We start from the raw sequence: 23,533 nt of genomic DNA, 5'->3' as shown, positions 1-23,533 counted from the left end.
TTGACATCATAAGGGTAGCGATGCTCCGGGATCAGTGGCTTTTGGTGCGACTTCAGAGCCAGGACGGCCTGTCTGGCTGGGGTGAGATTACCGGTAGCTGCGACGACAGCGCCGTGGCCAGTTTATTGTCCGACCTTACTGAGTCCTTATCGGGGAAGAATTTACTAGCAATCAAGAATTGCTGTTCTTTGTTGGAAAACTGGCGCTATCCAGTAGTGCGGACTATACGCACCGTCTCCACTGCTCTAAGTGGACTGAACCAGGCCCTGTGGGATTTGACCGCCCGGTATTATAACGTTCCCCTGTACAAGCTTTATGGAGCGGACGGGGTAGATTCCATCCCCCTCTATGCCAACCTGAATAAGGCCCTATGGGGGGACCGGTCTCCCGATTCATTGCAACGCAATGGCGCGGCTGCCTTGGCTGAGGGGTTCTCCATGGTGAAGTGTACCCCCTTTGATGAGGTGATTCCCACCCAAATGGACCCGAACATGGGGCCGGCAATGGACCGCATTCAAGCCCTAGCCGAGGCAGTGCCATTTGCTCAGATTGCCATCGACTGTCACCAGCGATTCCAAGGGTATACCCTGGAACGGGCCGTAGAGGCCATCACCCGGCGATGGGGTATCCCATACTGGATGGAGGATCCGGTGCCCGCTGACGATTTTGCTTCTATGAAGCGGGCAAGAGCGAGCTTTCCCACTGTCCGCTGGGCTGCAGGGGAGGACTCCCTGTGCCCCAAGGCCATGATGACATTGGCTAACTCTGGGTGTTATGAGATTCTCATGCCCGATGTGAAGTACATCGGTGGTCCAGACGCGGTGCGGGCCCTCATTCCCGTGTTGGAGAGCCTGAACTTCAAGATGACTTTACATAACCCCAACGGCATTATTGCCACTGCCCACAGCGCCCATCTCTCTGCTTTGATCGGTTCTGGGGCGCCCATGGAGTACCCTTATGGTGCTGTGGAGCAGCGGGAGCTTTTGTGTGAGCCTGCCGAGCAGATTCGCAAGGGACGCTACTACTTCCTTGATAACCCGGGAATCGGGCTGGACTTGTCGGAACAGGCCTTGGCTCGTTATGGAACGTGCTTCCGGGACGGGCGATGGACAACCTACAAGGGGGATTCGGTATGAAAAAGAATGTATGGTCCAATGCGGAGTTCTATCTTCTGTTGGGGATGCTGGTATTCTGCGCCATTCTGGTCTGGCAGTTCTCCATCATTACTGTGTCCGAAAGCCGGATTTTCCCCTCTGTTATTTTGGCGGTGTCCATTTCTGCGGCAGCGATTCAGGCTGTGCATGTGTTTGGAAAGGGAGATTTCCTTGATGTTCACAAGGCCCTGCTGACTGGTCGGGAGTGGCTGGCTTTGTTGGTTTTATTGGCATCTTATTTCAGCTATGACCGTCTGGGCTTTTACGCAACCATCTTTTTGGTTTTGGTGGCGATTTCCCTTCTGGTGCAGAAGGAATTCACTCCCAAGACTGTGGTATCCACTCTGGTTTTTGACATCATTCTTCTAGCGCTGACCTATGTCTGCTTTGGCCTGCTGCTAAAGATGGCTACCCCAACCGGGATTTTTTATTAACCCGTAGAATGTTAAACTAACTAGAAAAATGGAGGTATTATTATGAAAAAGAGAAGCTTGTTTGCGATTATTCTTTCGGCCAGTTTGTTGCTTGGCGGCTGTGCTAACACCCCTAAGAGCAACGACTCAGAAAACCAAGACGGGAGTGCCGCGACATCCTACCCGGAAAAGAGCGTGCAATTCATCATTCCTTATGCTGCGGGTGGAGGCACGGACACTCTGTGCCGTCTGCTGGCTTCCTCCATGGAGAAGTCCTGGGGCGAGTCCTTCCTCATCGCCAATAAACCTGGCGGCCTCAGCCAAGTAGGCCTGACTGAGCTGTCTGGGGCTGACCCGGATGGCTACACCATCGGTGCTCTGTCCAATCTGGACCATATCCTGGTGCTGTTTACCGGCGAAAATGTTTCCTACGATTACGAGTCCTTCGATTATTTGGGGGCTATTAATACCACAGCCAATGTGCTTATGGCCAGTAAAGACAGCGGATTTACTGATCTGCAGCAGATGATCGACTACGCCAAGGAACATCCCGGCGAGTTGACTGTAGCTGTATCCGGCAAGACCCATGTGGCTGAGGTCTCTCTGTTTGAGCAGGCGGCTGGTATCCAGTTGACCACTGTGATGCAGGATGGTGGCGGAGACAGCCTCAACGCTATTATGGGCGGACATGTGGACTGTGCTGTGCTGGATAAGAACTACGTCGCCCAGGTAGAGGGACAGGGCATCAACACCCTGGCGACCTTTGCCGGAGAGGCTATCCCCACTATTCCTGATATTCCCACCATGAAAAGCTTGGGTTATGATGTGTCGACGGAGACTTACCGGGTGATCGTTGCCCCTGCTGGCACCCCCAAGGAGATCGAGGATGCCATCACCCAGAAGATTCAGGAGGTCTCTTCTGCCGAGGAGTTCCAGGAGAGTATGGCCAACATGGGTGAGATCTATCGCTTCCTGGATCAGGATCAGGTCAAGCAGCGATTAGATCAAGATTATGAAATGATCCAACAGCTTCTGGAGGAGAATCCCGACGCCCTCAACCGTTGACAACCAGGGAGGACCACTATGCTTGCAGAGGTTATTTCCACAGTATTTTCCCCCATGGCCCTGCTTATCAACCTGTTGGGCGTGGTATTGGGAATTATCTTCGGGGCCATGCCCGGACTAAACGGCGTGGTGGGTGTGGCACTGTTGCTCCCACTGACCTATGGGCTGTCTCCTTCTCTTGGGCTTATTATGCTCAGCGGCCTGTATATGGGGGCTACCTACGGTGGTTCGATTTCCGCCATCCTGCTCAACTGCCCCGGGACAGGAGAGGCTGCCTGCACCGCCCTGAACGGTAGTCCCCTGGCCCGCCAGGGCCGGGCCAAGGAGGCTCTGAGCTATTCCGTGCTGGCCAGTGGATTTGGCGGTGTGTTCGGCGTAGTTATCATGATGCTGTTCACACCCTTCCTTTCCCAGGCGGCACTCAAATTTGGCCCGCCGGAGTTATTTCTAGTCTGTCTAGGAGGTCTGGCCGTGGTGGGGAGCCTGATGGGCAAGAGTTTCAGCAAAGGCTTTATTTCTGTGGCCATCGGCCTAGTGCTGTCCATTGTGGGAATGGACGCAGTCAGTGCCAACTACCGATTTACTTTCGACAACGTCAATCTTCAGGCCGGCTTCGATCTCATTCCTGTAAGTGTGGGCCTATTTGCCATCGCGGAGATGCTCAACCTGATTTGCAATCAGGGAGACAACTCCGTCATCAGTGGGAAAAACCATCCTTTCCCGGTGCTGGAGGGTATCCGGGGTGTGGCCAAACGGTGGAAGCTACTGATCAAGTCCTCAATTATTGGTACGATAATTGGAATTCTGCCTGGTACTGGAGGAGCAATTGCCTCCTTTATCTCCTATGGAGAGGCAAAACGCACTTCCAAGGAAGCCAGTCAGTTTGGCAAAGGAGCAATAGACGGAATTGTAGCCCCTGAAAGTGCCAATAACGCCGCTGTGGGCGGATCCTTTGTCCCGTTGCTGGCCTTGGGTATTCCGGGTTCGGCCACTTCGGCCATCATTTTTGGGGCATTAACTGTGCATGGGATGATTCCTGGTCCCAAGTTGTTCAGCGAGCACGCCGATGTTGTCTACTCTCTGATGCTGGGTTTGCTTGTCAGCACTATTCTCATGGTGGTGATTGGCCTGCTGGCTACCCCCGCGTTCAGCAAGGTGCTGAGTGTGGACATCAAGCTAATTATTCCAGCTGTGCTGGCCTTCTCCATTTTCGGCGCATACAGTGCACGCAACAGCCTGTTTGACGTTCTGGTGGCGGTGGTATTTGGCCTTATCGGCTTGGTGTTCAAGCGGTTCCAGATCCCTATTGCGCCTGCGGTACTGGGTATGATCCTAGGATCCATGGCGGAAAAAAATCTGCGTCGGTCTTTGACCATTGCAGCTGCCAAGAACAGTAACATTGTGTCCTACATTCTGCTCCGCCCCATTTCTCTGGTCATTCTGATTTTGCTGATTCTTCTGGTTTACGGCAATTTCAAAACGGCATTGCGTAAAAAAAATGAGGAATAAAAAATTATCTGAGAAAAAGCCGAGCAGGCCCCGCCGCAAAATCGTTTTGCGGCGGGGCCTGTAGCGGTTTCAGGGGCGGGATAAGTACAACATGGGAGACGAAGCGGATGCGCTTAAACTCGGCACAGTGCGGGGCAGGGGGAGAGGTAAATGGGTTGTACTGGCCGGGGCAGGCGGCCTACTCTGTTTAGTCATCCAGATGAACATCCATATTTTCCTGTAGATTGCGGCAGAGAAGCTGGTAATGTGGTACACACCGTCAGCAAGGGGAGGTAGTACGGGAACAGTCGTCATTGGGTAATTTCAAAACTATGTGTGCCCTACTTTCATTACATAGGCTTATTTTCCTGTTTCTTGCATTAGGTGTGATAAGGGATTTCCTTTTTGGCCTAAATGATCAAAAGTACTGTTTTCTGGACGTCTCTGGCCTGACATCAAAACAGACGGATTCTCTGGAGACTATCATCAATAATTATCGTGGACTTTAAGCACCGTAATGATTAAACTACCTTTGATGTATTGTTATGGGGAAACATGATATGGGCATTGAATCTCGACTCAAGGATTTGGGGGAGGAGTGCGATTTGACTTAGGAGCAAGTGGCCGAACTTCTGAGAACAACGAAACAGTATTACTAAAATATGAAGTTTTAGCTTGTTTATTTCCTATAGAACAGATAGGAATATTGTCGGCTTTATTACAAACCAACTGATTATCATTTATGCCGGACATCTGTAAAAAACTCTATCTGAATATCTGAAGAATTAGACTGTTAAAATACGGGAAATTAGACAGCTGATATTAACAAAGGATAGTGAGAGGGCGCAGTTTGAAAAATGAAAGTCAAATGCGAATCCTGTATCTGCTGCAATTTCTGTATCAAAGCACGAATGAGCTCTGTTCCATATTGTCGGCGGCTATTCTGCGTTGTTGGGAGGTCCATGGGATCTGCTCAGATCGAAAGCAGGCTTATAAGAATATCGCCTCGCTGCAAGATCTCACACAGATATTATTTGCATCAAAAGCACGCCGAATCGATGCTTCATTGGCCCCTGCCGTATGGGGAATTTTTTTTCGTGCATCAATCCATAGTCACTGGACGGCGCGAAGCCCAAAGCCTTTGACACTATATCAGAGTGGAGGAGCAGCGGCAGTTTATCGTAGCTTTTATAAATAGACGATTTCATTTCAACACTCCTTTTCATTGGGACAGAACAGTTCGACAATTCTTAGACTGGGTTGCCGATGCGGGACTTGGTTCATTTGTTAATAGCAGATTAGATCGCAGAACGTCCGCAGGATGCCTCCCACATACTCCAGCAGCTTGTCCATAATGGGCATTTGGTTAGCGTGGTCACCTTGTCGTCATACTGTAGAGAGATCATTTTCTGCTCTCTGGCATTCAGCCTTTCAATGGCTCCATGAGATCTTCAAATCGGAGGTTCCGGAGCACGGCATCCTCCACGGATCGCCTGACACAGTCCAAGCCGGGCCACACCGTTTCAAACTCGTTTTTACCCAGATGCCCCACGTCCTGCCTCTTCTGTGCTTGTTCCTATTTACGATCCTGCTCCGGGAACTCTGCTACATCCTTTGGCACCCATAATTGCTCACCGTTGTATTTGATCACGACATAGTGGTTCATTTGTGTCCCTTCCACTCTCAACAAAGAGATACACACTTGCTCTGCCGGGACAGCACCAAAAACTATAGACCTTCATGGAAGTTTCCTGTATATAGGAGTGGTGGTGCGCTACGAGGTCAGGAATGTCTGAGACCACACATAGGTGTGAACCTCACCAGGTATGAGATTAGGCTTTCGCCTAACTGTAAGGTAACGAAACTTAGTGGCCTTGCCAATTATATAGAGGGGCACGAGCCAACACATATCTGCAGATTGGGTGGGCTGACGCAATATCAGAGAAGGAATTCTCATTATTTTTAGCAGCTTTTTGATTAAAGAGGCGGTCAAAGAAATCGGTGGATTCTTAAAGGACGAGTCTTGACAAAAAGAAAAGGGTCATGTATGATAGGTAAAAATAACTTGTGTGAAGCAAGTTGAGGAGGCTGAAGCGCTCCAATTGCTGGCGTATCTGATAAGCTGCTGAAATGTATGCTAAGAGGCATATGACTTCTCTGAAGGGAGGTTGTATGCCTCTTTTTATTTTTGGCAAGATGCAGATGGATTCAACTTGAAAGGATTTGAAATTACCATGAAAAAGTTTCCTGTACTGCTGTGGGCGTTGATAATGGCATTTAGTCTTGTGGCTTGTGGCAGCTCTGACGGTCCTGAAAATAGCATCGATCAAGATCAGACACCAGATACCTACGGTACTGAGCAGCCAGAGGCCCGCACAGTTGTTGATGTGTGGAACCGTGAAGTGGAAATTCCCTATGAAGTAGATTCCATTATTTGTCTTGGCTCCATGGCTCCCCGCTTTGCTGCCTATTTAGATGTAGTAGACATGATGGTGGGTGCCGAGGATAGCGACATCAACGGGATGACAGCTCGTTATGATTACAGCCCTGTTTATCATGAGCAACTGAAAGGACTTCCCTCTGTCGGTTCTGGTGGCGGCAGTGGAGAAAATAATGGTTACGCTGAACAAATCATTCAGGTTCAGCCTGATGTCATCATTGCTGGATTCAACGAAGATGCCGCTGAGGAACTGCAAAACCAGACTGGTATCCCGGTTGTTTGTGTTCGCTATCGAACCCAGTATTTTATTGATGAGGGCTTCTATCGTGCTATGCGTGTGTTTGCCGAGGTCGTTGGCGCTGAGGATCGGTGTGAAGAAGTGCTGGCCTATGTTGATGCCTGTAAAGACGATTTGAATGAGCGCACCAAAGATATTCCTGACACGGAAAAGCTGAAAGCCTATACAGGAGCAGTTACATTCAATGGGCGCCACGGGTTCCCCTTTACTTATGTCAATTTCCCGCCGTTCCTGGCTGTGAATGCGAATAATGTGGCGGATAGCTACATAGAAGAGGTCACTGGCGAGGCGACAGATACCGCACAGGAGTCCGGAAAGGCATATCTGGGACAAAATGGCTTTGAGGTGGACTGGGAGCAGATTATTGAATGGGATCCTGATATCGTATTCCTTGATCCTGGCAATATGGATCTTGTAAATGACGAGTATGCCACCAACCCAGGTGTGTTTGAATCCTTGCGTGCCATTCAGGAAGGCCAGGTCTATACCATGCCTTCCACCAATGCGGCAGGTCCTAATGTTTCTTATATTCTGGTCAACTCTTATTTTGCTGGTAGCATCCTGTATCCCAAGCAATTTGCTGACATTGATTTTGAGGAAAAGGCCGGTGAGATTTTGGAGTTCATGCTGGGTGACAACACCTTTGAGCAGATGAAGGCCGGCGGTCTGTATTACGGAAAGATTGAGATTGGAGCGTAATTCCCAATGATAAAGCATCAGCCAAATGATATGGTGAAATATCAGCAATATATCAGGCGGAAATGGCTGGTGCTGCTGGTAATGGTAATTTTGGCAGTGATTGCCAGCCTTGCTTCTTTGATGGCAGGTTCCGCTGGATTGACCTTGAAGGAAGTCGTTCTCGCTGTGTTCGGGAACGGAACAAGGCAAACATCCACCATTGTCTGGAACGTGCGAATGCCAAGGATTGCCGCAGCACTTGTAGTGGGTATGGCACTTGCTATGTGTGGGTGCATCATGCAAAATGTGTTACGCAATCCGTTGGCGTCCGCATCTACATTGGGGGTATCTCAAGGAGCATCCTTTGGCGCTGCGGTGTCGATTATCTATCTGGGAGCCGGAACGCAGGTCAATACTGGCAGCGGTTCTGTTGCCTCTCTTACTATTACCAATCCGGCAATGGTGACATTTTGCGCCTTTTTGGGTGGAGTAGCAACAACGGCAGTGATTCTGGCGTTGTCCCGGCTACGAGGTGTCACACCATCTGTTATGGTACTGGCAGGTGTTGCAATCAGCTCCATGTTCAGCGGTGGAACGACATTAGTACAATATTTTGCGGATGATGTGATGGTGGCCACAGTAGTCCACTGGACTTTTGGCAACTTGGGACGCGCTGGCTGGGGTGAGATTACCTTAATCGCAGAGCTCAGTTTGGTTGCATTCTTGTTTTTCTACTACCATCGCTGGAGCTATAACGCCATGGAGAGCGGGACCCATACAGCGAAAAGTCTGGGCGTGCCTGTGGACTTTCTTATTCCCACCAGCATGGTCATATGTGCGCTGATTTCCTCAGTTTCTGTGGCGTTTGTGGGATGTATCAATTTTATCGGTTTGATTGCCTCACACATCATGCGGCGCTTTGTAGGAAATGATTTTCGGTTTTTGATCCCCTGCACGGCACTATGCGGTGCAGTGCTTATGCTGGCCTCGGATATTGCCTGCCGGATGTTGGTCCCGCCTGTAGTGCTGCCCATCGGCGCATTGACTTCTTTTCTTGGTGCACCTCTTTTCCTGTGGCTGATCATGCGGAGAGGGAGTGTAAAATGATCGAAATAAAAAACATTTCCTTTTCTTATGGAAAAAGTCAAATTTTGCGGGATGTGAGTTTTGCGGCTCAGGACAGTGAATGTGTAGGGATTTTGGGCAATAATGGAGCAGGTAAGAGTACGTTGATTACCTGTATTAATCGCATCCGCATACCTGAAGCTGGTGAGGTCCTCATTGATGGGAAATCTGTCCAGAGCATGAGTCGGAACGAGATGGCCCGAACCATTGCGTATGTAGCACAGAAAAATGAAATGATGCAGGCTACGGTGTTTGACTGTGTGTTATTGGGAAGAAAACCATATATCAAGTGGGGAGTTAGCCAAGAGGATCTGGATTTGTGCGCGGCCATGATCCAACGGGTTGGGTTGGAAGAATTTCAGGTGAGGCAGATGGACGAACTTTCAGGTGGAGAACTGCAAAAGGTCATGTTGGCGCGTGCCTTGGTGCAGCAACCAAAAGTGCTATTGTTGGATGAACCAACCAGCAATCTTGATCCAAGAAATCAATACGAAATGATGGCATTGGTGCGGCAAATTGCGAAGGAACAAAGAATCACGGTGCTGATTGTCATTCATGACTTGAATCTGGCGTTGCGCTATTGTGACCGTTTTTACTTTTTGAAAAATGGCGTGGGTTACCGCTATGGTGGAATAGAAACAGTAGAAGAGTCAGCCATTGAGGAGGTTTACGGGATCTCCGCGCAAGTCATGGAAGTTGATGGACGAAAATTTGTCATGATTGGATAGGTGAAAAAGATGGAGATAGATAAAAAGGCCTTGTGGGAAAAATGTGCAGCGTTCCATGGTCATGCGTGCCCAGGCCTGACGATTGGATATAGGGCAGCTTTGTATGCCATCGAGTTACTGGGAATTGAGTTTTCAAAGGACGAGCAGGTGGCATGTATCACAGAAAACGATGCCTGTGGTGTGGATGCAATCCAGGTTATTTTGGGCTGTAGTGTGGGTAAAGGAAATTTGTTATTCCATATGACCGGAAAACAGGCATTTTCTTTCTATAACCGAGCCAATGGGACATCTGTCAGGCTGGTTTTGAAAAATAAGACTGCTTCTATGAGCCGAGAAGAAACGTTTCGTTATTACCACGATTGCAACAACAATGAAATGTTTGATGCAAAACAGGTTAGAATTGATTTGCCGGAACGTGCGCGTATTTTTGATTCTTACATTTGTGAGTGCTGTGGTGAATCTGCCGCTGCCAACTGGATTCGGATTCAAGAGGGCAGGAAGCTTTGCATAGATTGTTACCAAAGTTATGACCGTTTCCGTGTATAATTTGAGAGTGGATTTTGGGAAAAGGCCGATGCTCATAATTTGGTTCGGCATACCTTTACTGGTTAATATGAAAGTGTTTGACGGAAAAGATACTTTCATCTATTATGATCTCTGTAAAATCAAAGTATGACAGGTGTAAATTATGACCTTGCAGGAATTCTTTGCTGAAAATCCAAAAGTTGCGTTAGCTTTTTCAGGCGGGGTAGATTCTTCGTATTTGCTGTATGCCGCAACCAACTGCCGTGCCAAGGTCAGGGCCTACTATGTAAAGTCGGTATTTCAGCCCAGGTTTGAACTGGATGACGCTAGGCGGCTTGCGTCGGAATTAGGGGCGGATATGAAGATGCTGGATGTGGATATCTTGAACGATCCACAGATTACAGCTAATTCCGCCGACCGGTGCTATTACTGCAAATATTTTATTTTCAATTCCATTATCAGGGCGGCGTCAGAGGATGGATTTTCTGTACTGATAGACGGGACCAACGCCTCTGATGATGCGGGAGATCGTCCCGGGATGCGCGCGCTGGGGGAGCTTTCGATTCGCTCCCCTCTGCGGGAATGTGGGTTAACAAAGGCGGAGGTGCGGCGACTCTCCAAAAAGGCGGGGCTTTTCACCTGGGACAAGTCGGCCTATGCCTGCCTCGCCACCCGAATCCCTACCGGCGTGGAGATTACGCAGGAAATGCTGCAAAGGACTGAAACGGCGGAGGACTTCCTGTTTTCACAGGGGTTTGCGGATTTTCGGGTGAGAATGATTGGAACTGCCGCTCGGCTACAACTGCCTGAGGCACAGCTGCCGCTTTTGCTGGAAAAGCGGCAGGCAATCTTCTCCGAATTAAAAAAGAGTTACAGTGCTGTGCTGCTAGATCTGGAGGTACGGGAATGAACAACGAAATTAAACGTGTACTGGAATCCGTGCAGACCGGAGAACTGTCAGTGGATGATGCTTTGCTGAAAATTAAAGCTGAACCCTTTGAGGACATCGGGTTTGCAAAGGTGGATTTGCACCGCAAGATCCGTCAGGGAGTGGCGGAGGTTATCTACGGCGCAGGTAAAACACCGCAACAGATCATCGGAATTCTGGATGTGATGAAGAAAAATCGGCAAGACACCATCCTTATTACCCGTATGTCGCCGGAGGCCGCTGCCACCGTTGGACAGGCTCATGAGTTGGACTATCACGCTGATGCCAGAGTAGGGATCGTCGGTCAGCTACCGGAGCCTACCGGTATCGGAAGAATTGTGATTGCTACCGGAGGAACCAGTGACATTCCCATAGCAGAGGAAGCTGCCTTGACTGTACAGATCTTGGGCAATGAGGTTGTGCGATTGTACGATGTGGGCGTTGCTGGGCTTCACCGTACTCTGAGGTACTTGGACGACATTATGAGCGCCAGCGTGATTGTGGCCATAGCAGGCATGGAGGGAGCCCTTGCCAGTGTCATCGGCGGTCTTGCGGACTGCCCGGTTATTGCTGTGCCCACCAGTGTGGGCTATGGGGCGTCTTTCAACGGCTTATCTGCCCTGTTGTCTATGCTGAATTCTTGCGCCAGCGGCGTTTCTGTCGTGAATATCGATAATGGTTTTGGAGCTGGTTATCTGGCCAGCATGATTAACCATATGGATGCAAAAAAGGAGAATTAACATATGAAGACGCTGTACTTGGATTGCGGCATGGGTGCTGCGGGTGATATGCTGGCGGCAGCCCTGCTGGAGTTGATTCCGGAGCGTGATGGCTTTGTCAGTTGGATGAACTCATTTGGCCTGCCCGGTGTAACAATTACACAAGAGACATCTGTCAAGTGCGGAATTGCCGGCACCCATTTTTCTGTGAAGGTTCATGGAGAAGAAGAAAGCCATGACCATCATGACCACGAGCATCATCACGACCATCATCACCACAGTGGTATAGACGATATTTCCCACATTGTCTATGATCATCTTCCCATTCCGCAGAAGGTCAAGGAGGATATCATGGCTGTTTATGAACTGATTGCTGAGGCAGAGAGCCATTCTCATGGAGTACCTGTGAGTGCGATCCACTTCCATGAAGTTGGGACGATGGATGCTATCACCGATATTACTGCGGTTTGCTTGCTGATGAATGAGATCGCACCCGATGAGGTGATTGTTTCTCCTGTCCATGTGGGAAGCGGTACGGTGTGGTGTGCCCATGGTGTTCTGCCGGTACCGGCTCCCGCAACCACCTTCATTCTCAAAGATGTTCCCATCTACGGCGGAAGCATTCAGGGCGAACTCTGTACGCCCACAGGAGCTGCGTTGCTGAAGCACTTTGCGACGAGATTTGGTGATATGCCGGTGATAAAGTTGCAGGCCATTGGATATGGCATGGGAAAGAAAAATTTTGAGGCCGCTAACTGTATTCGGGCCATGCTGGGCGAGAGAGAGGGAAAAACGGATGCCGTTCTGGAACTATCCTGTAACGTGGATGACATGACGGCAGAACAGATCGGCTTTGCTATGGAACGACTGTTTGACGGTGGTGCGTTGGAGGTTTATACTATCCCTATCGGCATGAAAAAATCTCGTCCTGGCGCACTGATTAGGGTCATGTGCCGTGAACAGGACAAAGGGAAATTGGTTCGTTGGATGTTTAAATACACAACGACGATTGGCGTGCGGGAAACGAAAACGCAACGATATATTCTGGATCGTGATGTGACAATGATGGACACTCCTTATGGAACCATTCGCCTCAAAAACTCCCGTGGGTATGGTGTGAGCCGTTCGAAGTATGAGTACGAAGATTTGGCGCGCATTGCCAGAGAACAAGACGTGTGCATTGAGGATGTTATTGCTGCAGTGGATAAATGAAGTCCGCTTTTTGAACATTTTTATCGAAAAATGGACTTGTCATTTTCAGAAAGCCTTGCGTATTGAGTCTTTCAACTCCTGTATGATTGCCGAGACTTGTTTGACACTGACCCGTACCCCCATTTTGTGTTAAAACCGTTTTGATCTCCTCGATACTAAATCGATGCTGATTGTCATCAAAAATCTGCTTTGCTTTCAGTATTGGCGCTTGCTGCTCCTTCTCTCGCTTGCTCCGGCCTGCACGATGGAAAATATATTTCTAGATATTTCAAACGTTCTTTAAAGCAAAAGATGGTCCTTATGGTACGGTATATACAGAGCGCCAGAACAAAATCCCAGTATATAATTTGAGCCTGCACTTTTATAAAAAGTTACCGGCTTGGATGTAAAAGACTTTGTCCTTCTGGTTTCCCTTGGTGCTTTCAACGACACACTGATGAACGAAGCAGTGTACAAGTTCAAGCGATATGGGGATTCAAGCCTTGAATACAATAGATTGCGAAAGCACGATGCCGCAGAGAATGTCAGCCTGTTCTATAACATTATCAGTCGAGCGGATTATGAGAGTATGGAGGTACAGCAGTAGTCCTCGATGGAAATTGCTCTTGCTAAGAAACAAAGCCTACCCTTGTTGTCAAGAAGCCGATAAAGCCTAAAATTTTATATTCCTACATCTTAAAATGGGCACTTTGTGTGTTGTCCGTATAGCTGGGGCAGTTCATGCTTGATGTGGCGTGTTTCGATTACCACAAATTAGCTTCAGGAAGTTGAGCAGCAAAACTGCGGAGAACGGGCAAGTAGCAGATAAGATTGAAAGGAGCCATACAGGAAGCTAGGATAAAGGCTGCCGGAGACTGATAACGATCTGCGCCATAATGATGGTATCTAGGGTAACGACAAGAGGGGGCTGAGGATTTGCCGGGCCGCCATTTTATGCTGAAAGGCCCAGCGAGAAATGGATCGCTGATGCGATGGAGCTCAAATGAGTGCATTGAGGTACATAAGCTTTATCTGAGTGCTAAAATCTCTGAGACCGTCGTGCTCTTTTCTGGGCGCTGGGTGAGCGCAACGATGATTCACTCATATTCAAGACATTTGACAGGGCTGTTAAGGATACTCCGGATGCACATCTCAATACACAAGCCAAGTGTTCCACCAGAAATTTGTATAGTCGGAAACGGTACAAAGCATGTCTCGTATGGCCCGCTGTATTGACAATGGCCCAAGGCTTTTAGGGCTTTCTGAAGAAGCGGGAGCGCTATGACGGAAGACAATTCACCAGTAAGATGGAACTTGCGCCAATTGTAGTGAATTACATCTGTTATTACAACACCAGGAGAATTCAGCCAGCCCGGGCGTGTTGACACCGGTAGAGGGACATGAGCTGTTCCTTGGTGCATAAAAAGTGGCCAGCAGCCTACAGGCTGCTGGCCGGGGGAATTTTACATTTTTCACTGTCCTCTTGACGGAAAGAAGCTCACTTGGTGCGGACCCAATCAATCCTTTTTTATTCGTTTAGGCAAGCCATGAAGGCCCTCGGTTCGGCTTTTTGGATCTGCCTTATTTGATCAAACGCTTCTCCAACACATATCGGCTCGGTGATAAACTGTTTTCCTTGCGTACGGAAATAAAACCGTTTCATTTCATTGCTGTTATTTATCAGACAGGGGTGGGGGGCAATGACGTGATAGAATGGATCGCAGCCCGCCTGAATGTCCAGACAGTCTGCCAATACACTGCTGCCAGTAGGATAAACACCCGCACTGGTCCCTGCACCGGAAAAGCCAAACTTGCCAATGCGCTCACCATAAAATGCCACATTGCTGTAAATTTCCGGTGCTGTTATGCCAAAAAGGGTGGGAATGACAAAAGCGGAAACTCCACTTGACACCTTTTTTGCACGGGTGAACAGCTTACAGATCCACCCATGTTCACGAAAGAACGTGATATCTTCCGCGGAAATCGTTGAAATGCCAAAACAGGGGATGTCATCTTCACGTAACGAAACACCAAAGGCTAGATTTGCAGACAGCACAAGCTTACGTCGTGGATCCAGGGCCTCTACGTCATCCGTCGGATCTTTTTCCGCAAAACCAATATCCTGTGCGCCTTTCAACGCAGTCATATAATCCGATCCATGGTTAGTCATTTCGTTTAAAATGTAGTTGGTCGTACCATTCAGTATTCCCGCAATCTCGACAATATTGTCCATGCGCGCCCCGCGAGAGATAGAACTCAGCCACGGGATTCCTCCTGCTGCCGCTGCTGTACAGCGCAATTTGACATCATTTTTATGCGCCAGCGAAACCAGCTCGTCATAGTATACCACCATCAAGTGCTTATTGGCCGTCACTACATTCTTACCGGCACGCAACGCACGGCACACATAGTCGTGAGAAGGATTCAGTCCGCCCAACACTTCGATAACCGTATCGATACTTGAATCATTTTCGATTTGTGCAAAGTCTGCCGTGATCTCGCATGTCAATTCGGGGCGGGGGTGGCGGGAGAGGACCTTTGTTACAGCCATATCGGTTCGGTTACAGGCAAGGCTGTAGAATGCCTTCCCAACATTACCAAAGCCAAGCAACGCGATATTCATATGTATGACCATTCCTTTCTGCTGTACTTCAAGGCACCAAAGGGACATGAGACCCGCTTCACCTATATGGCGCAGGGCGATATAATTTGGTCAAGAGTGCCTGCCTCCCAGTATTGGGCATTGGATTCACCATCGATTTTATATCTGATATGCTGGTGTTGTGGTAAATGCCTTGTCCCATTCTTTAATCGAGATGGCACAGTGTGCAAAAATAGTCCAGATTCTCTGAGCTTGATTTTTGCACGCTTTTTCTGCTCCACCTTTATTTACAGCTTGTTGAGGATGCACAACCTTGATGTTCCTACTCCTGTTTCATTTGAGATAGTCCAAAGCGAACTGCGTCAAGGTCTCAACACCGGGGCAAAGTGCCTCTGATGGGAAAATGCATTGTGCGACATGAAGTCCCAGGCCGCTTTGTGGTAAGCTTGCAAGATGGGTCCCCAACAGATACTGTGCGCCGTGGTTTTTGCAGGCCTCCAACATGCAGGAGAAATCATCGGAACCCATAGACGGTGTCAAGTCCTGCACTACGCAGTCTGCACCGAGTACTTTTCTCGAGGATTCCGCCAACTGTGTGCAGATGTCCTCCGCATTTTCGAGCGGCGGCATCCCCTTCTCCACGACCACTTCGCACTGTGCCCCCATCGACTGACAAAAAGAATGACAGAGCGTTCGGATCTCTTCCAACCGTTTTAAGCGGAACGCATTGTCCATACAGCGCATTGTTCCTCGCAAGAGCACTTCATCGGGAATAATGTTTGGTGCACTTCCGCCATGGAATTCGCCAAACGTGAGCACAAGGGGATGGGTTGCTTTATTACGGCGGCTCACAATGGTCTGCAACTGCATCAGCAGGCCAGCGGCAGTCACAATGGGGTCAATACAATCATCCGGATGTGCCCCGTGCCCACCCTTACCGATCACACGGATCGTGATTACATCACAACTTGCGTTTGCCACGCCGCTGAACAGACCAATTTTGCCAAGAGGTAATGCCGGGGCGCAATGAAATCCCACCAATGCATCGGGAGATTCATCCTGAAAAATTCCTTTGGAAAGCATCGTGCTCGCTCCGTCGAAGGTTTCTTCCGCACATTGGAAAACAAACAGTACTGTCCCTTGTAGAGCCTCGCGCTGCTGTGCAAGTTGTTTCGCGCAGCCCAAAAGAGCGGCGGCGTGGATATCATGTCCGCAAGCATGGCTGACACCTGCGACCGTCGAAGCATACGGTAAACCGGTATCTTCTTGCAGCGGCAGTGCGTCAATGTCCTCCCGAATCGCAAGGATCTTGCCCGGTTTTGCGCCACGAAGACGGCCGACGACTCCTGTAGGCAAATCGAAGGGCAGTACCTCGACACCGTAAGCGCGCAGTCTTTCTTTAATCAACTGCGTCGTCATAACCTCACAATGCCCTAGTTCCGGCGCTGCATGCAGCTTTGCCCGCAATAAAGCAATCTCTTCGTACCATGCGGGATACTGAATACTCTGCTGCTCTCTCATTATTCCTCCGTCATCATACGCATGATTTCTTTGTCAGTTTCGTGCATCCCAACTCTTCCGAGCCGCCCAAACCGCCGGATGCTGTTATCAACACCCTTGACGACCAAACCTTCGCCGTCATAGAATTGGTTTCCGCTGCGGTACATTTCGTAACCCAAAATTCCGGCGTCAACTGCTACGGCAATTTTAGCCGCACAGGAGGATTTGGCCCCGTCGCAGACAATTCCGGACGTAATAGCCAGCGCATTGACCACCGTATGTGATATTGCGTTCAAATCTCCACCCATCAAATAGGTGATTCCCGCACCTGCACCTGCGCCGGCACTTACAGCACCGCAGTAGGCAGAAAGCCGCCCTATACTACATTTTTCATGGATTGTCGTCAAATTGGAGATCAACAATGCACGGTAGAGCTTCTCGTCATCTACTCCTAGCGCCGCGGCATACTCGATAACTGGCAAAGATGCCGTTATACCCTGATTACCACTGCCGGAGTTAATAACCACCGGCAGCTCACAGCCGTTCATACGGGCGTCAGATCCTGCGGCGGCTCTGGCCCTTGCTCTTGTTTTGATATCTGTTCCGTAGGTGGCAAGTAAGGTTTTTCCGACGTTTACACCATAATTTCCGCGCAGGCCCTCATCCGAAATGGCACTGTTCATCGCAATTTGTCTCGCCAGGATATCCTTAACGTCTTCGAGGTCGCAGCTTGTGGCAAAATCAAAGATCCCCGCCATGTTCAAAAAAGTATAGTCCGGTATATCCGTAGATACAACAGATGAAAGTGCTTTTTCGAAAAGAATTTCCCCATCTTTTTCGATCAGAACAATATTGCTGTGTTCCTGTGCAATACGGACACGAGCATAAGAGTTCTTTACAAAAACGGTTATAATAAAATCAAGTGCCTCTGTCGTTTCCAACGGCAAAAGCTTAAAATCAAGTGCATCGATATACTCCGGAAGCTTTTCCTTTACTCCGTTGCTGATATGCGCAATCACCTCGAGAACTGCGGCTTCGTCGCCGCCAAATGCGCCAATCGCTGCTGCGGCCTTGACCCCCTTTTGACCGTTTGTATTGGGAACCACAACGCTTTTGACATTTTTTATCATGTTTCCGCTGGCCTCAACCAGAATCCGTTCTGGGAGTGCTCCCAGAACAGATCTGGCCTTAGCCGCGCAATAGGCGATCGCAATTGGTTCTGTACAGCCCATAGCAGGAACCAGTTCCCGCGAGAGAATATCGACGTATGCCTGATAGGCAGGGTCGTTCTTTTTCATTGCGTTTATCCTTTAATTTTGAATGACAAGATCTTTTACGACAGCTTTCCTGGCCGGCTCGATCACAACGTCCTCCCCTGTTAGGACCATCTGACAGGCAAGGCCGGCCTTTCCGTTGCATTTGACAGCGCAGCGGCCACAGATTCCATGGAGGCATGCACTGTGCGAAAAGAAGCTCAGGGTACCATCCATCGTTTCTGCGATCTGTTCCAATAGAGCCATGACCGTCATATGTTCTTCCGGATCGATCGTCACTTCATATTCTTTGAAATACGGCTCTTTGTCGACCGTCGGATCGTAACGAAAAATCTTTGCAATCATTTGGCGTCCTCCTGATTCTTCATTCCCAAATCCTCTGTCATAACGTAAGTCCCATAATCGATTCTCTCAGCCTTTTTCATGGGAATTTTCGTTACTACAGGCAGCACCGTAGACAGATTGTCGTTATCGCACTTCTGTTCAGATACCAGACGAACCTGCCAATCCACATTGTCAATCAACGGGTAATCTTCACGCAAATGCACGCCGCGGCTTTCCTTACGCATCAGCGCCATCTTGGCCGACACTGTAGAGCAAGTCAGCAGATTACGTAACTGTAACGCTTCGAGAAGTTCCCGGTTATACAACAGTCCCTTTGCGGTAATGCTGATGTTATCCATTTCCTCCTTCAATGCTTCATAGTCGCTGATGCCCTTTGCTAAAGTCTGCTCGTTGCGCAGAAGCTTCAATGTAGCGTCAGAGATGCTCTGCAGTCGCTCTTTCGCCTGTTTGACCGTGATACCGCCTTTATTGCTGAGGATCTTCTCCAGCGTGCCGACAGCCTTTGCAACAGAAGCCTTTTCTGCTTCGACCAAAACTTCACCTGCGCTGCGCTGTGCGGCGACCTCACCGGCCTTATAGCCCTGAACTATCATTTCAACTACTGCATCCGCTACACGGTTTGCGCCGAAAGCGCCACAGCCGACTTCGCCTGCCGCGTACAGGCCAGGTACACCAGTCATCATGTTCTCATCGATATAGATACCGCCAACACTGTACTCGCCGCCAAAACCAACCTCTATACGGCGATGTTTCTTAATGTAGTCTCGGTAATTGATGATGCTCTCCCCATGATAATATCCATGGGGATAAAAGCCTTCAAAGTGCTCCATAACCGCATCAAACATACGGTCAATTTCCTCGTCCGTAAAACGGTGGAAATCGAAATAAAAACCGTCGTTCTTCGTGCCGCGGCCTTCGTTGAGGACTTTGCCATAGTAGTACATGTCCAGAACTTTGGCCATTTCGCTCACAGATTCCATCTCACGAACCTTTTTGGGAATGTCAATTAGCTTGCCAGAGGCATCGACCGCATCATAGTCAAACGCTGCACGGAAGGTGCAAAGTGCAGGCAGGATGGAACCCCTATACTCCTTCGGCTCAATCGCCGTGACCATGAACAAAATGAATTCCATATCGGCGAGCTTTGCTCCAGCCCGATAAGCCATCGCTTGCCCGTCACCGGTGCTATCCGTATTGGAACTTTTGAGCGTGTACGGTTGGAATCCGCCTGTGCCAAGGATCGTCGCCTTCGCTTCAAACTGGATCAACTCGCCGTTGTAAAGATCCATACCGAGCGCACCGGTCACCTTGTCCCCGTTTTTGAGCAGATCGGTCACTGAGACATCATTATAGATCGTAATGTTTTCACATTTCTTAATACCGTTTATCAATGCACGGCCAAAGCTGCGCCCGGTTACGTCCCAGTTGCCGGGAGGATAGAAGTCAAAGCGCTCACCGAGCTCCTCGCCCCACTGCTTGACTTCGTAAACAATGAGCGGGCTGTCGTCAACAAACTGCTGAACTATCTTTTGGTCGCTCAAATTGAATCCGTCGTTTACGATAGACTCAAACATAACTTCACGGGTGAAGGACGGATCTGCTCCGGGAATTTTGTAATCGTAGTAGGCGCTCTCTCCATCCATTCCGTAGGAGCCGCCGATCATGATGGTATTGCCGCTATTGCCGACTTTTCCTTTGCTTACCATCACGACCTTGGCGCCGTTTCGGGATGCGGCGACCGCGGCGGTGCAAGCTGCACCGCCGCCGCCAATTACTAAAACGTCTGTAACGACTTTCTTAGCAATTTTCAGCATTTATTTTCCCCTTCCTCTTAGATCACATCAAAGTCGGTATCGTAGTAGCTGACGAGAACGTTTGCCATATCTTCTCCATACGTCGCTGCAAAGCGAGAGAGAACTTCGGTCGCGGTGACCTGACCTTCAGCTCCAAAAATCGCAATCGTGATGGAACTGAATGTCTTGTAAACATGACCACAATGGAAATCGAATGTCCGCAAATACTCTGCATGCTTTTGGAACTTTGCGCCTTCGGGGAAGTTTGCTCCCCGGAGGATTTGAATACAGCTGCCATGCTCATGCATGGACTGCGGTACATCGAAGACAAGATCCGGGTTAAATCCGCGGCATACCGAGTTGTCAACATAAGTACAATAGGTCGTTCCACATTTGGTAAGCCCCATCTCTTTGAATTGTGCTGCCCAGGGGCACTGGGTTACACGTTCGTCAAAATCAGGGGAATAGGATACAACATACCCTTGGTTATCACAACCCTCATCCTTTACGGTCTGCGTATTGACCCATTCGCCGTATTCTCGATAGGTTGCAAAATCCAGCTTTCGTCCATCCCGTATGGCACGTTGTGCCATACGAGCACCGCGCTGTTCAGCGTAGCGCTGCGTCGCATGGACGAATGCCGCTTCCCCTCTTTGTGCGAAACGTTCTGTCAGAAGTGAGTAGAACGAACCGACAATAAATGCGTGATGTTTTTCAGTAAATTCTCTCATTAGAACTCCTCTTTCTGATCTATTGCACATTGTTATGCCAATTAATGTTCCATTCCGCTTACTGTGCATCGAGTTCGGGATAGAACTCCTGACCTTCGATCTCTTCCTTTGTCTTCATCAGATCGAAGTGGATGGTGAGGAGCATGATGATGCCCAGTGCATACAGATAAAAGGCATACTTCATCATGCTGAACGGATTGGTCAGGCCACCAAATGCCATGATCGCAAGAACGTTCATACCAATCGGGGATAGGCCCGGCATAATGCAAGCAAAGATATCTAGGATAGACGCGAAGCGTTTGGGCGCAATTTTGAACTTTTTGGCCAGGGGTTTGAGCATTTCGCAGGAAATGATGATGGTGATGCAGTTGTTGCCGATGCTGATGTTTACCAGGCTGATCATCACTGCCATGAAGTACTGCGCACCCTTACGGGTCTTGATGTTACTGGTAGCTCTCGACAGCAGCCAGTCGATACCGCCCATGTCCTGCACACGGCCAACGATACCCTTGAGGGTGAAGGCCATCAGGCAGATGGTGTACATGCCGCTGATACCAGAACTCATGTTAGTGCACATATCAAAAAAGTTCATGCCACCGGTCGCAAAGCCGACTGTAGCGGAGAAAACAAGGCCGAGACCAAGAACATAGATAACGTTCAGACCACAGAAAGCCATGACAAGAACAGCCAGATACGGGAGAATCTTAATAATCTCAATTTCACTGGAGGTGCCGGCAACCGTATTGCCAACACCGAAGATCGCATACATAACCGTTGCAAAAATTGCTGCAGGTGCCGCGATAGCAAAGTTCATCCTAAATTTGTCCTTCATTTCGCAGCCGGCACCCTGTGTAGCAGCGATGGTCGTATCGGAGATAAAGGACAGGTTGTCGCCGAACATGGCACCGCCAAGAACCGCGCAAAGGACCAACGTCATATCATAGCCGCCCGCTTCAACAAAGCCAACCGCGATAGGACCAACTGCACTGATGGTACCAAAGCTTGTGCCCATGGAAATGGAAATCAGGCAGGAGATCAAAAATAGGCCGGGAACGATGAAGCGCTCAGGCAGGATTGACATACCAGCGTTAACGACAGCATCCACACCACCCATGGCCTTGCTTACCGAGGAAAACATACCTGCCATAAGGAAAATCAAGCACTGCTGGATCAAGGTAGGGCTCGCCGCATGTCTCATGAAGCTTTCCGTTTTCTGCTCGAATTTACCAGAGCCCATCAGAAGCGCCGCAGCGATACCGAACATTAGAGCCGCTTCACGCGGAACAAAGCTGAAGGGGCTGCTCTCGCCTCTAAAGTAGAAAAAGAGGCCGCATCCGAGATATGGGACTAAAAATGCGAGCATGGGAATAAACGCCAATCCACCATAGTTCTTTTTTGTCAGAACATTTTCGCTCTTGCCAACCATTAAATTAAACTCCTCCTTTTTTTAAATTTTACAACTCAGAATTGCGATTAAAGTCCAGAGCGCAAGTTGATTATACCACTTGATTTTTTAAAAAAGATAGTTCATAGTATATATATCTGTTATCGTAATTACAGATAACAGATATGTTATCGATCCAGGAGGAACATATGACACTCAATCAATTAAAATACATAGTAGAGGCTGCGAAGGCAGGGTCCATTAATCGTGCTGCCGCGAATCTCTTTGTCTCCCAAAGCGTATTATCAACATCCATCAAAAATTTTGAAACCGAAATTGGCCGTACGATTTTCAACCGTACACCAAACGGCGTATCGCTTACTCCTTTCGGCATTACATTCGTTTCCTATGTGTCCTCTATCCAATCGCAGCTGCAGCAATTGGACTATCTGATCTATCACAGCACACCAAAGATCGAATTTTCTCTTTCAATCGCCAGCACAGGCTATTATTTTCTGGATCTGATCTGTGCAGATATCTATAAGAAATACAAAGCCATGGGGATCCGCATTGAGGAGTATGAAAATTCCATCAACGGCATCGCCGATATGGTCGTCGACTCTGTGGCCGAGATCGGCGTTACGCATCTATGGACTTGCTATAAACCGGGATATCTCAAGCAGCTCAGTTCCCGTGGATTGCTTTATTATCCCATTGCAGAACTTGATGTTGCGATCACGATCGGCGAAAAGAATCCCCTTTTTTACAGCAAGGAGGATACGATAGCCGCGTCGGATCTAAAAGATTTTCCCGCCATCAAATATGTCTACCTGGATTCCGGTCCCTATTCGGATATTTATAACCGCCTGCACCTGCCCGATGCCGGCAGCTACTTTGTCGTCTCTTCCCGCTCAATCCTCTACCAAACGCTACACAGCAGTGACGCATATTATCTCAATTCCGCTTACCCTCATAACATTACGCAAGCAGAAGCTTACACCCCTTATTCCAGCTTTCGGACTTTACGTTTAAAGGATTGTAATATTCGTTCCGAGATCGCCTGGATAAAAAAAGACAACCGTCCCCTCTCCCCGCTGGCAGACGAAGTAATCAAACGCATCATTCAAAACTTTTCTTCGGCTATATGAAAAT

The 23,533-nt window shown here is 48.9% G+C and carries 20 protein-coding genes; 13 read left to right on the top strand and 7 right to left on the bottom strand.

The features are described from left to right. Window positions 1–20: 20 nt before the first annotated feature. The 12 genes from ACEVJK_RS10050 to ACEVJK_RS09995 all read left to right on the top strand — a co-directional run bounded on the left by ACEVJK_RS10050 (window position 21) and on the right by ACEVJK_RS09995 (window position 14,137). Window positions 21–1,136, top strand: a complete 1,116-nt coding sequence (locus ACEVJK_RS10050; RefSeq protein WP_374740472.1) for a mandelate racemase/muconate lactonizing enzyme family protein — start codon at window positions 21–23, stop codon at window positions 1,134–1,136. Next, window positions 1,133–1,588, top strand: coding sequence for a hypothetical protein (locus ACEVJK_RS10045; protein ID WP_374740471.1), 456 nt, complete (start codon window positions 1,133–1,135; stop codon window positions 1,586–1,588). Before ACEVJK_RS10050 ends, ACEVJK_RS10045 begins: the two co-directional genes overlap by 4 nt. 42 nt (window positions 1,589–1,630) lie before the next feature. Further along, on the top strand, window positions 1,631–2,632 hold the full coding sequence (locus ACEVJK_RS10040; RefSeq protein ID WP_240288788.1) for a tripartite tricarboxylate transporter substrate binding protein: 1,002 nt from the start codon (window positions 1,631–1,633) through the stop codon (window positions 2,630–2,632). An 18-nt stretch (window positions 2,633–2,650) separates the two neighbouring features. Then, window positions 2,651–4,141 (top strand): tripartite tricarboxylate transporter permease, encoded by a 1,491-nt coding sequence (locus ACEVJK_RS10035; RefSeq protein WP_374740470.1) that lies wholly within the window; start codon window positions 2,651–2,653, stop codon window positions 4,139–4,141. 2,147 nt (window positions 4,142–6,288) lie between these two features. Beyond that, window positions 6,289–7,557, top strand: coding sequence for an ABC transporter substrate-binding protein (locus ACEVJK_RS10030; RefSeq protein WP_374740469.1), 1,269 nt, complete (start codon window positions 6,289–6,291; stop codon window positions 7,555–7,557). Window positions 7,558–7,563: 6 nt separating this feature from the next. Then, window positions 7,564–8,643: a FecCD family ABC transporter permease gene (locus ACEVJK_RS10025; RefSeq protein ID WP_374740468.1), complete on the top strand. Its 1,080-nt coding sequence runs from the start codon at window positions 7,564–7,566 to the stop codon at window positions 8,641–8,643. Then, window positions 8,640–9,389 carry an ABC transporter ATP-binding protein gene (locus ACEVJK_RS10020; protein WP_374740467.1) on the top strand — a complete coding sequence of 250 codons (750 nt, stop codon included), beginning with the start codon at window positions 8,640–8,642 and terminating at the stop codon, window positions 9,387–9,389. The genes ACEVJK_RS10025 and ACEVJK_RS10020 overlap by 4 nt, the downstream gene beginning before the upstream one ends. A gap of 9 nt (window positions 9,390–9,398) precedes the next feature. Continuing rightward, window positions 9,399–9,935 (top strand): FmdE family protein, encoded by a 537-nt coding sequence (locus ACEVJK_RS10015; RefSeq protein WP_374740466.1) that lies wholly within the window; start codon window positions 9,399–9,401, stop codon window positions 9,933–9,935. Window positions 9,936–10,077: 142 nt separating this feature from the next. After that, window positions 10,078–10,824: an ATP-dependent sacrificial sulfur transferase LarE gene (larE, locus tag ACEVJK_RS10010; RefSeq protein ID WP_374740465.1), complete on the top strand. Its 747-nt coding sequence runs from the start codon at window positions 10,078–10,080 to the stop codon at window positions 10,822–10,824. Beyond that, window positions 10,821–11,582 carry a nickel pincer cofactor biosynthesis protein LarB gene (gene larB / locus ACEVJK_RS10005; protein WP_374740464.1) on the top strand — a complete coding sequence of 254 codons (762 nt, stop codon included), beginning with the start codon at window positions 10,821–10,823 and terminating at the stop codon, window positions 11,580–11,582. The genes larE and larB overlap by 4 nt, the downstream gene beginning before the upstream one ends. A 3-nt stretch (window positions 11,583–11,585) precedes the next feature. After that, window positions 11,586–12,773 carry a nickel pincer cofactor biosynthesis protein LarC gene (larC, locus tag ACEVJK_RS10000; protein ID WP_374740463.1) on the top strand — a complete coding sequence of 396 codons (1,188 nt, stop codon included), beginning with the start codon at window positions 11,586–11,588 and terminating at the stop codon, window positions 12,771–12,773. A 1,241-nt stretch (window positions 12,774–14,014) separates the two neighbouring features. Continuing rightward, the gene (locus ACEVJK_RS09995) at window positions 14,015–14,137 is read left to right on the top strand and encodes an IS3 family transposase (protein WP_374740504.1); all 123 of its coding nucleotides are present in this window, start codon (window positions 14,015–14,017) and stop codon (window positions 14,135–14,137) included. Between the two features lie 143 nt (window positions 14,138–14,280). Here ACEVJK_RS09995 and ACEVJK_RS09990 read toward each other — a convergent pair whose 3' ends face one another. The 7 genes from ACEVJK_RS09990 to ACEVJK_RS09960 form a co-directional block, all read right to left on the bottom strand. Further along, window positions 14,281–15,375 (bottom strand): homoserine dehydrogenase, encoded by a 1,095-nt coding sequence (locus ACEVJK_RS09990; RefSeq protein ID WP_374740462.1) that lies wholly within the window; start codon window positions 15,373–15,375, stop codon window positions 14,281–14,283. Window positions 15,376–15,687: 312 nt separating this feature from the next. Further along, a complete protein-coding gene (locus ACEVJK_RS09985) occupies window positions 15,688–16,875 on the bottom strand; it encodes a M20 family metallopeptidase (protein ID WP_240288769.1) in 1,188 nt (395 codons plus the stop codon). Further along, window positions 16,875–18,152: a serine dehydratase subunit alpha family protein gene (locus ACEVJK_RS09980; protein ID WP_374740461.1), complete on the bottom strand. Its 1,278-nt coding sequence runs from the start codon at window positions 18,150–18,152 to the stop codon at window positions 16,875–16,877. Before ACEVJK_RS09980 ends, ACEVJK_RS09985 begins: the two co-directional genes overlap by 1 nt. Before the next feature lie 12 nt (window positions 18,153–18,164). After that, window positions 18,165–18,473 carry a 2Fe-2S iron-sulfur cluster-binding protein gene (locus ACEVJK_RS09975; protein ID WP_240288766.1) on the bottom strand — a complete coding sequence of 103 codons (309 nt, stop codon included), beginning with the start codon at window positions 18,471–18,473 and terminating at the stop codon, window positions 18,165–18,167. Then, window positions 18,470–20,287: an FAD-binding protein gene (locus tag ACEVJK_RS09970; protein WP_374740460.1), complete on the bottom strand. Its 1,818-nt coding sequence runs from the start codon at window positions 20,285–20,287 to the stop codon at window positions 18,470–18,472. Before ACEVJK_RS09970 ends, ACEVJK_RS09975 begins: the two co-directional genes overlap by 4 nt. A gap of 17 nt (window positions 20,288–20,304) precedes the next feature. After that, window positions 20,305–20,997, bottom strand: a complete 693-nt coding sequence (locus ACEVJK_RS09965) for an L-2-amino-thiazoline-4-carboxylic acid hydrolase (protein ID WP_240288762.1) — start codon at window positions 20,995–20,997, stop codon at window positions 20,305–20,307. A gap of 58 nt (window positions 20,998–21,055) precedes the next feature. Beyond that, window positions 21,056–22,423: a Na+/H+ antiporter NhaC family protein gene (locus ACEVJK_RS09960; RefSeq protein ID WP_374740459.1), complete on the bottom strand. Its 1,368-nt coding sequence runs from the start codon at window positions 22,421–22,423 to the stop codon at window positions 21,056–21,058. 167 nt (window positions 22,424–22,590) lie between these two features. Here ACEVJK_RS09960 and ACEVJK_RS09955 point away from each other — a divergent pair, with 167 nt between their 5' ends. Next, window positions 22,591–23,529: a LysR family transcriptional regulator gene (locus ACEVJK_RS09955; protein ID WP_240288759.1), complete on the top strand. Its 939-nt coding sequence runs from the start codon at window positions 22,591–22,593 to the stop codon at window positions 23,527–23,529. The last annotated feature ends 4 nt before the right edge of the window (window positions 23,530–23,533 follow it).

It is taken from the genome of Flintibacter sp. P01028 (genome assembly GCF_041925235.1).
Lineage (GTDB): Bacteria > Bacillota > Clostridia > Oscillospirales > Oscillospiraceae > Lawsonibacter > Lawsonibacter aceti.
Note: the sequence above shows the minus strand (reverse complement) of the source record. Positions and strands in the feature narration are given on the sequence as shown.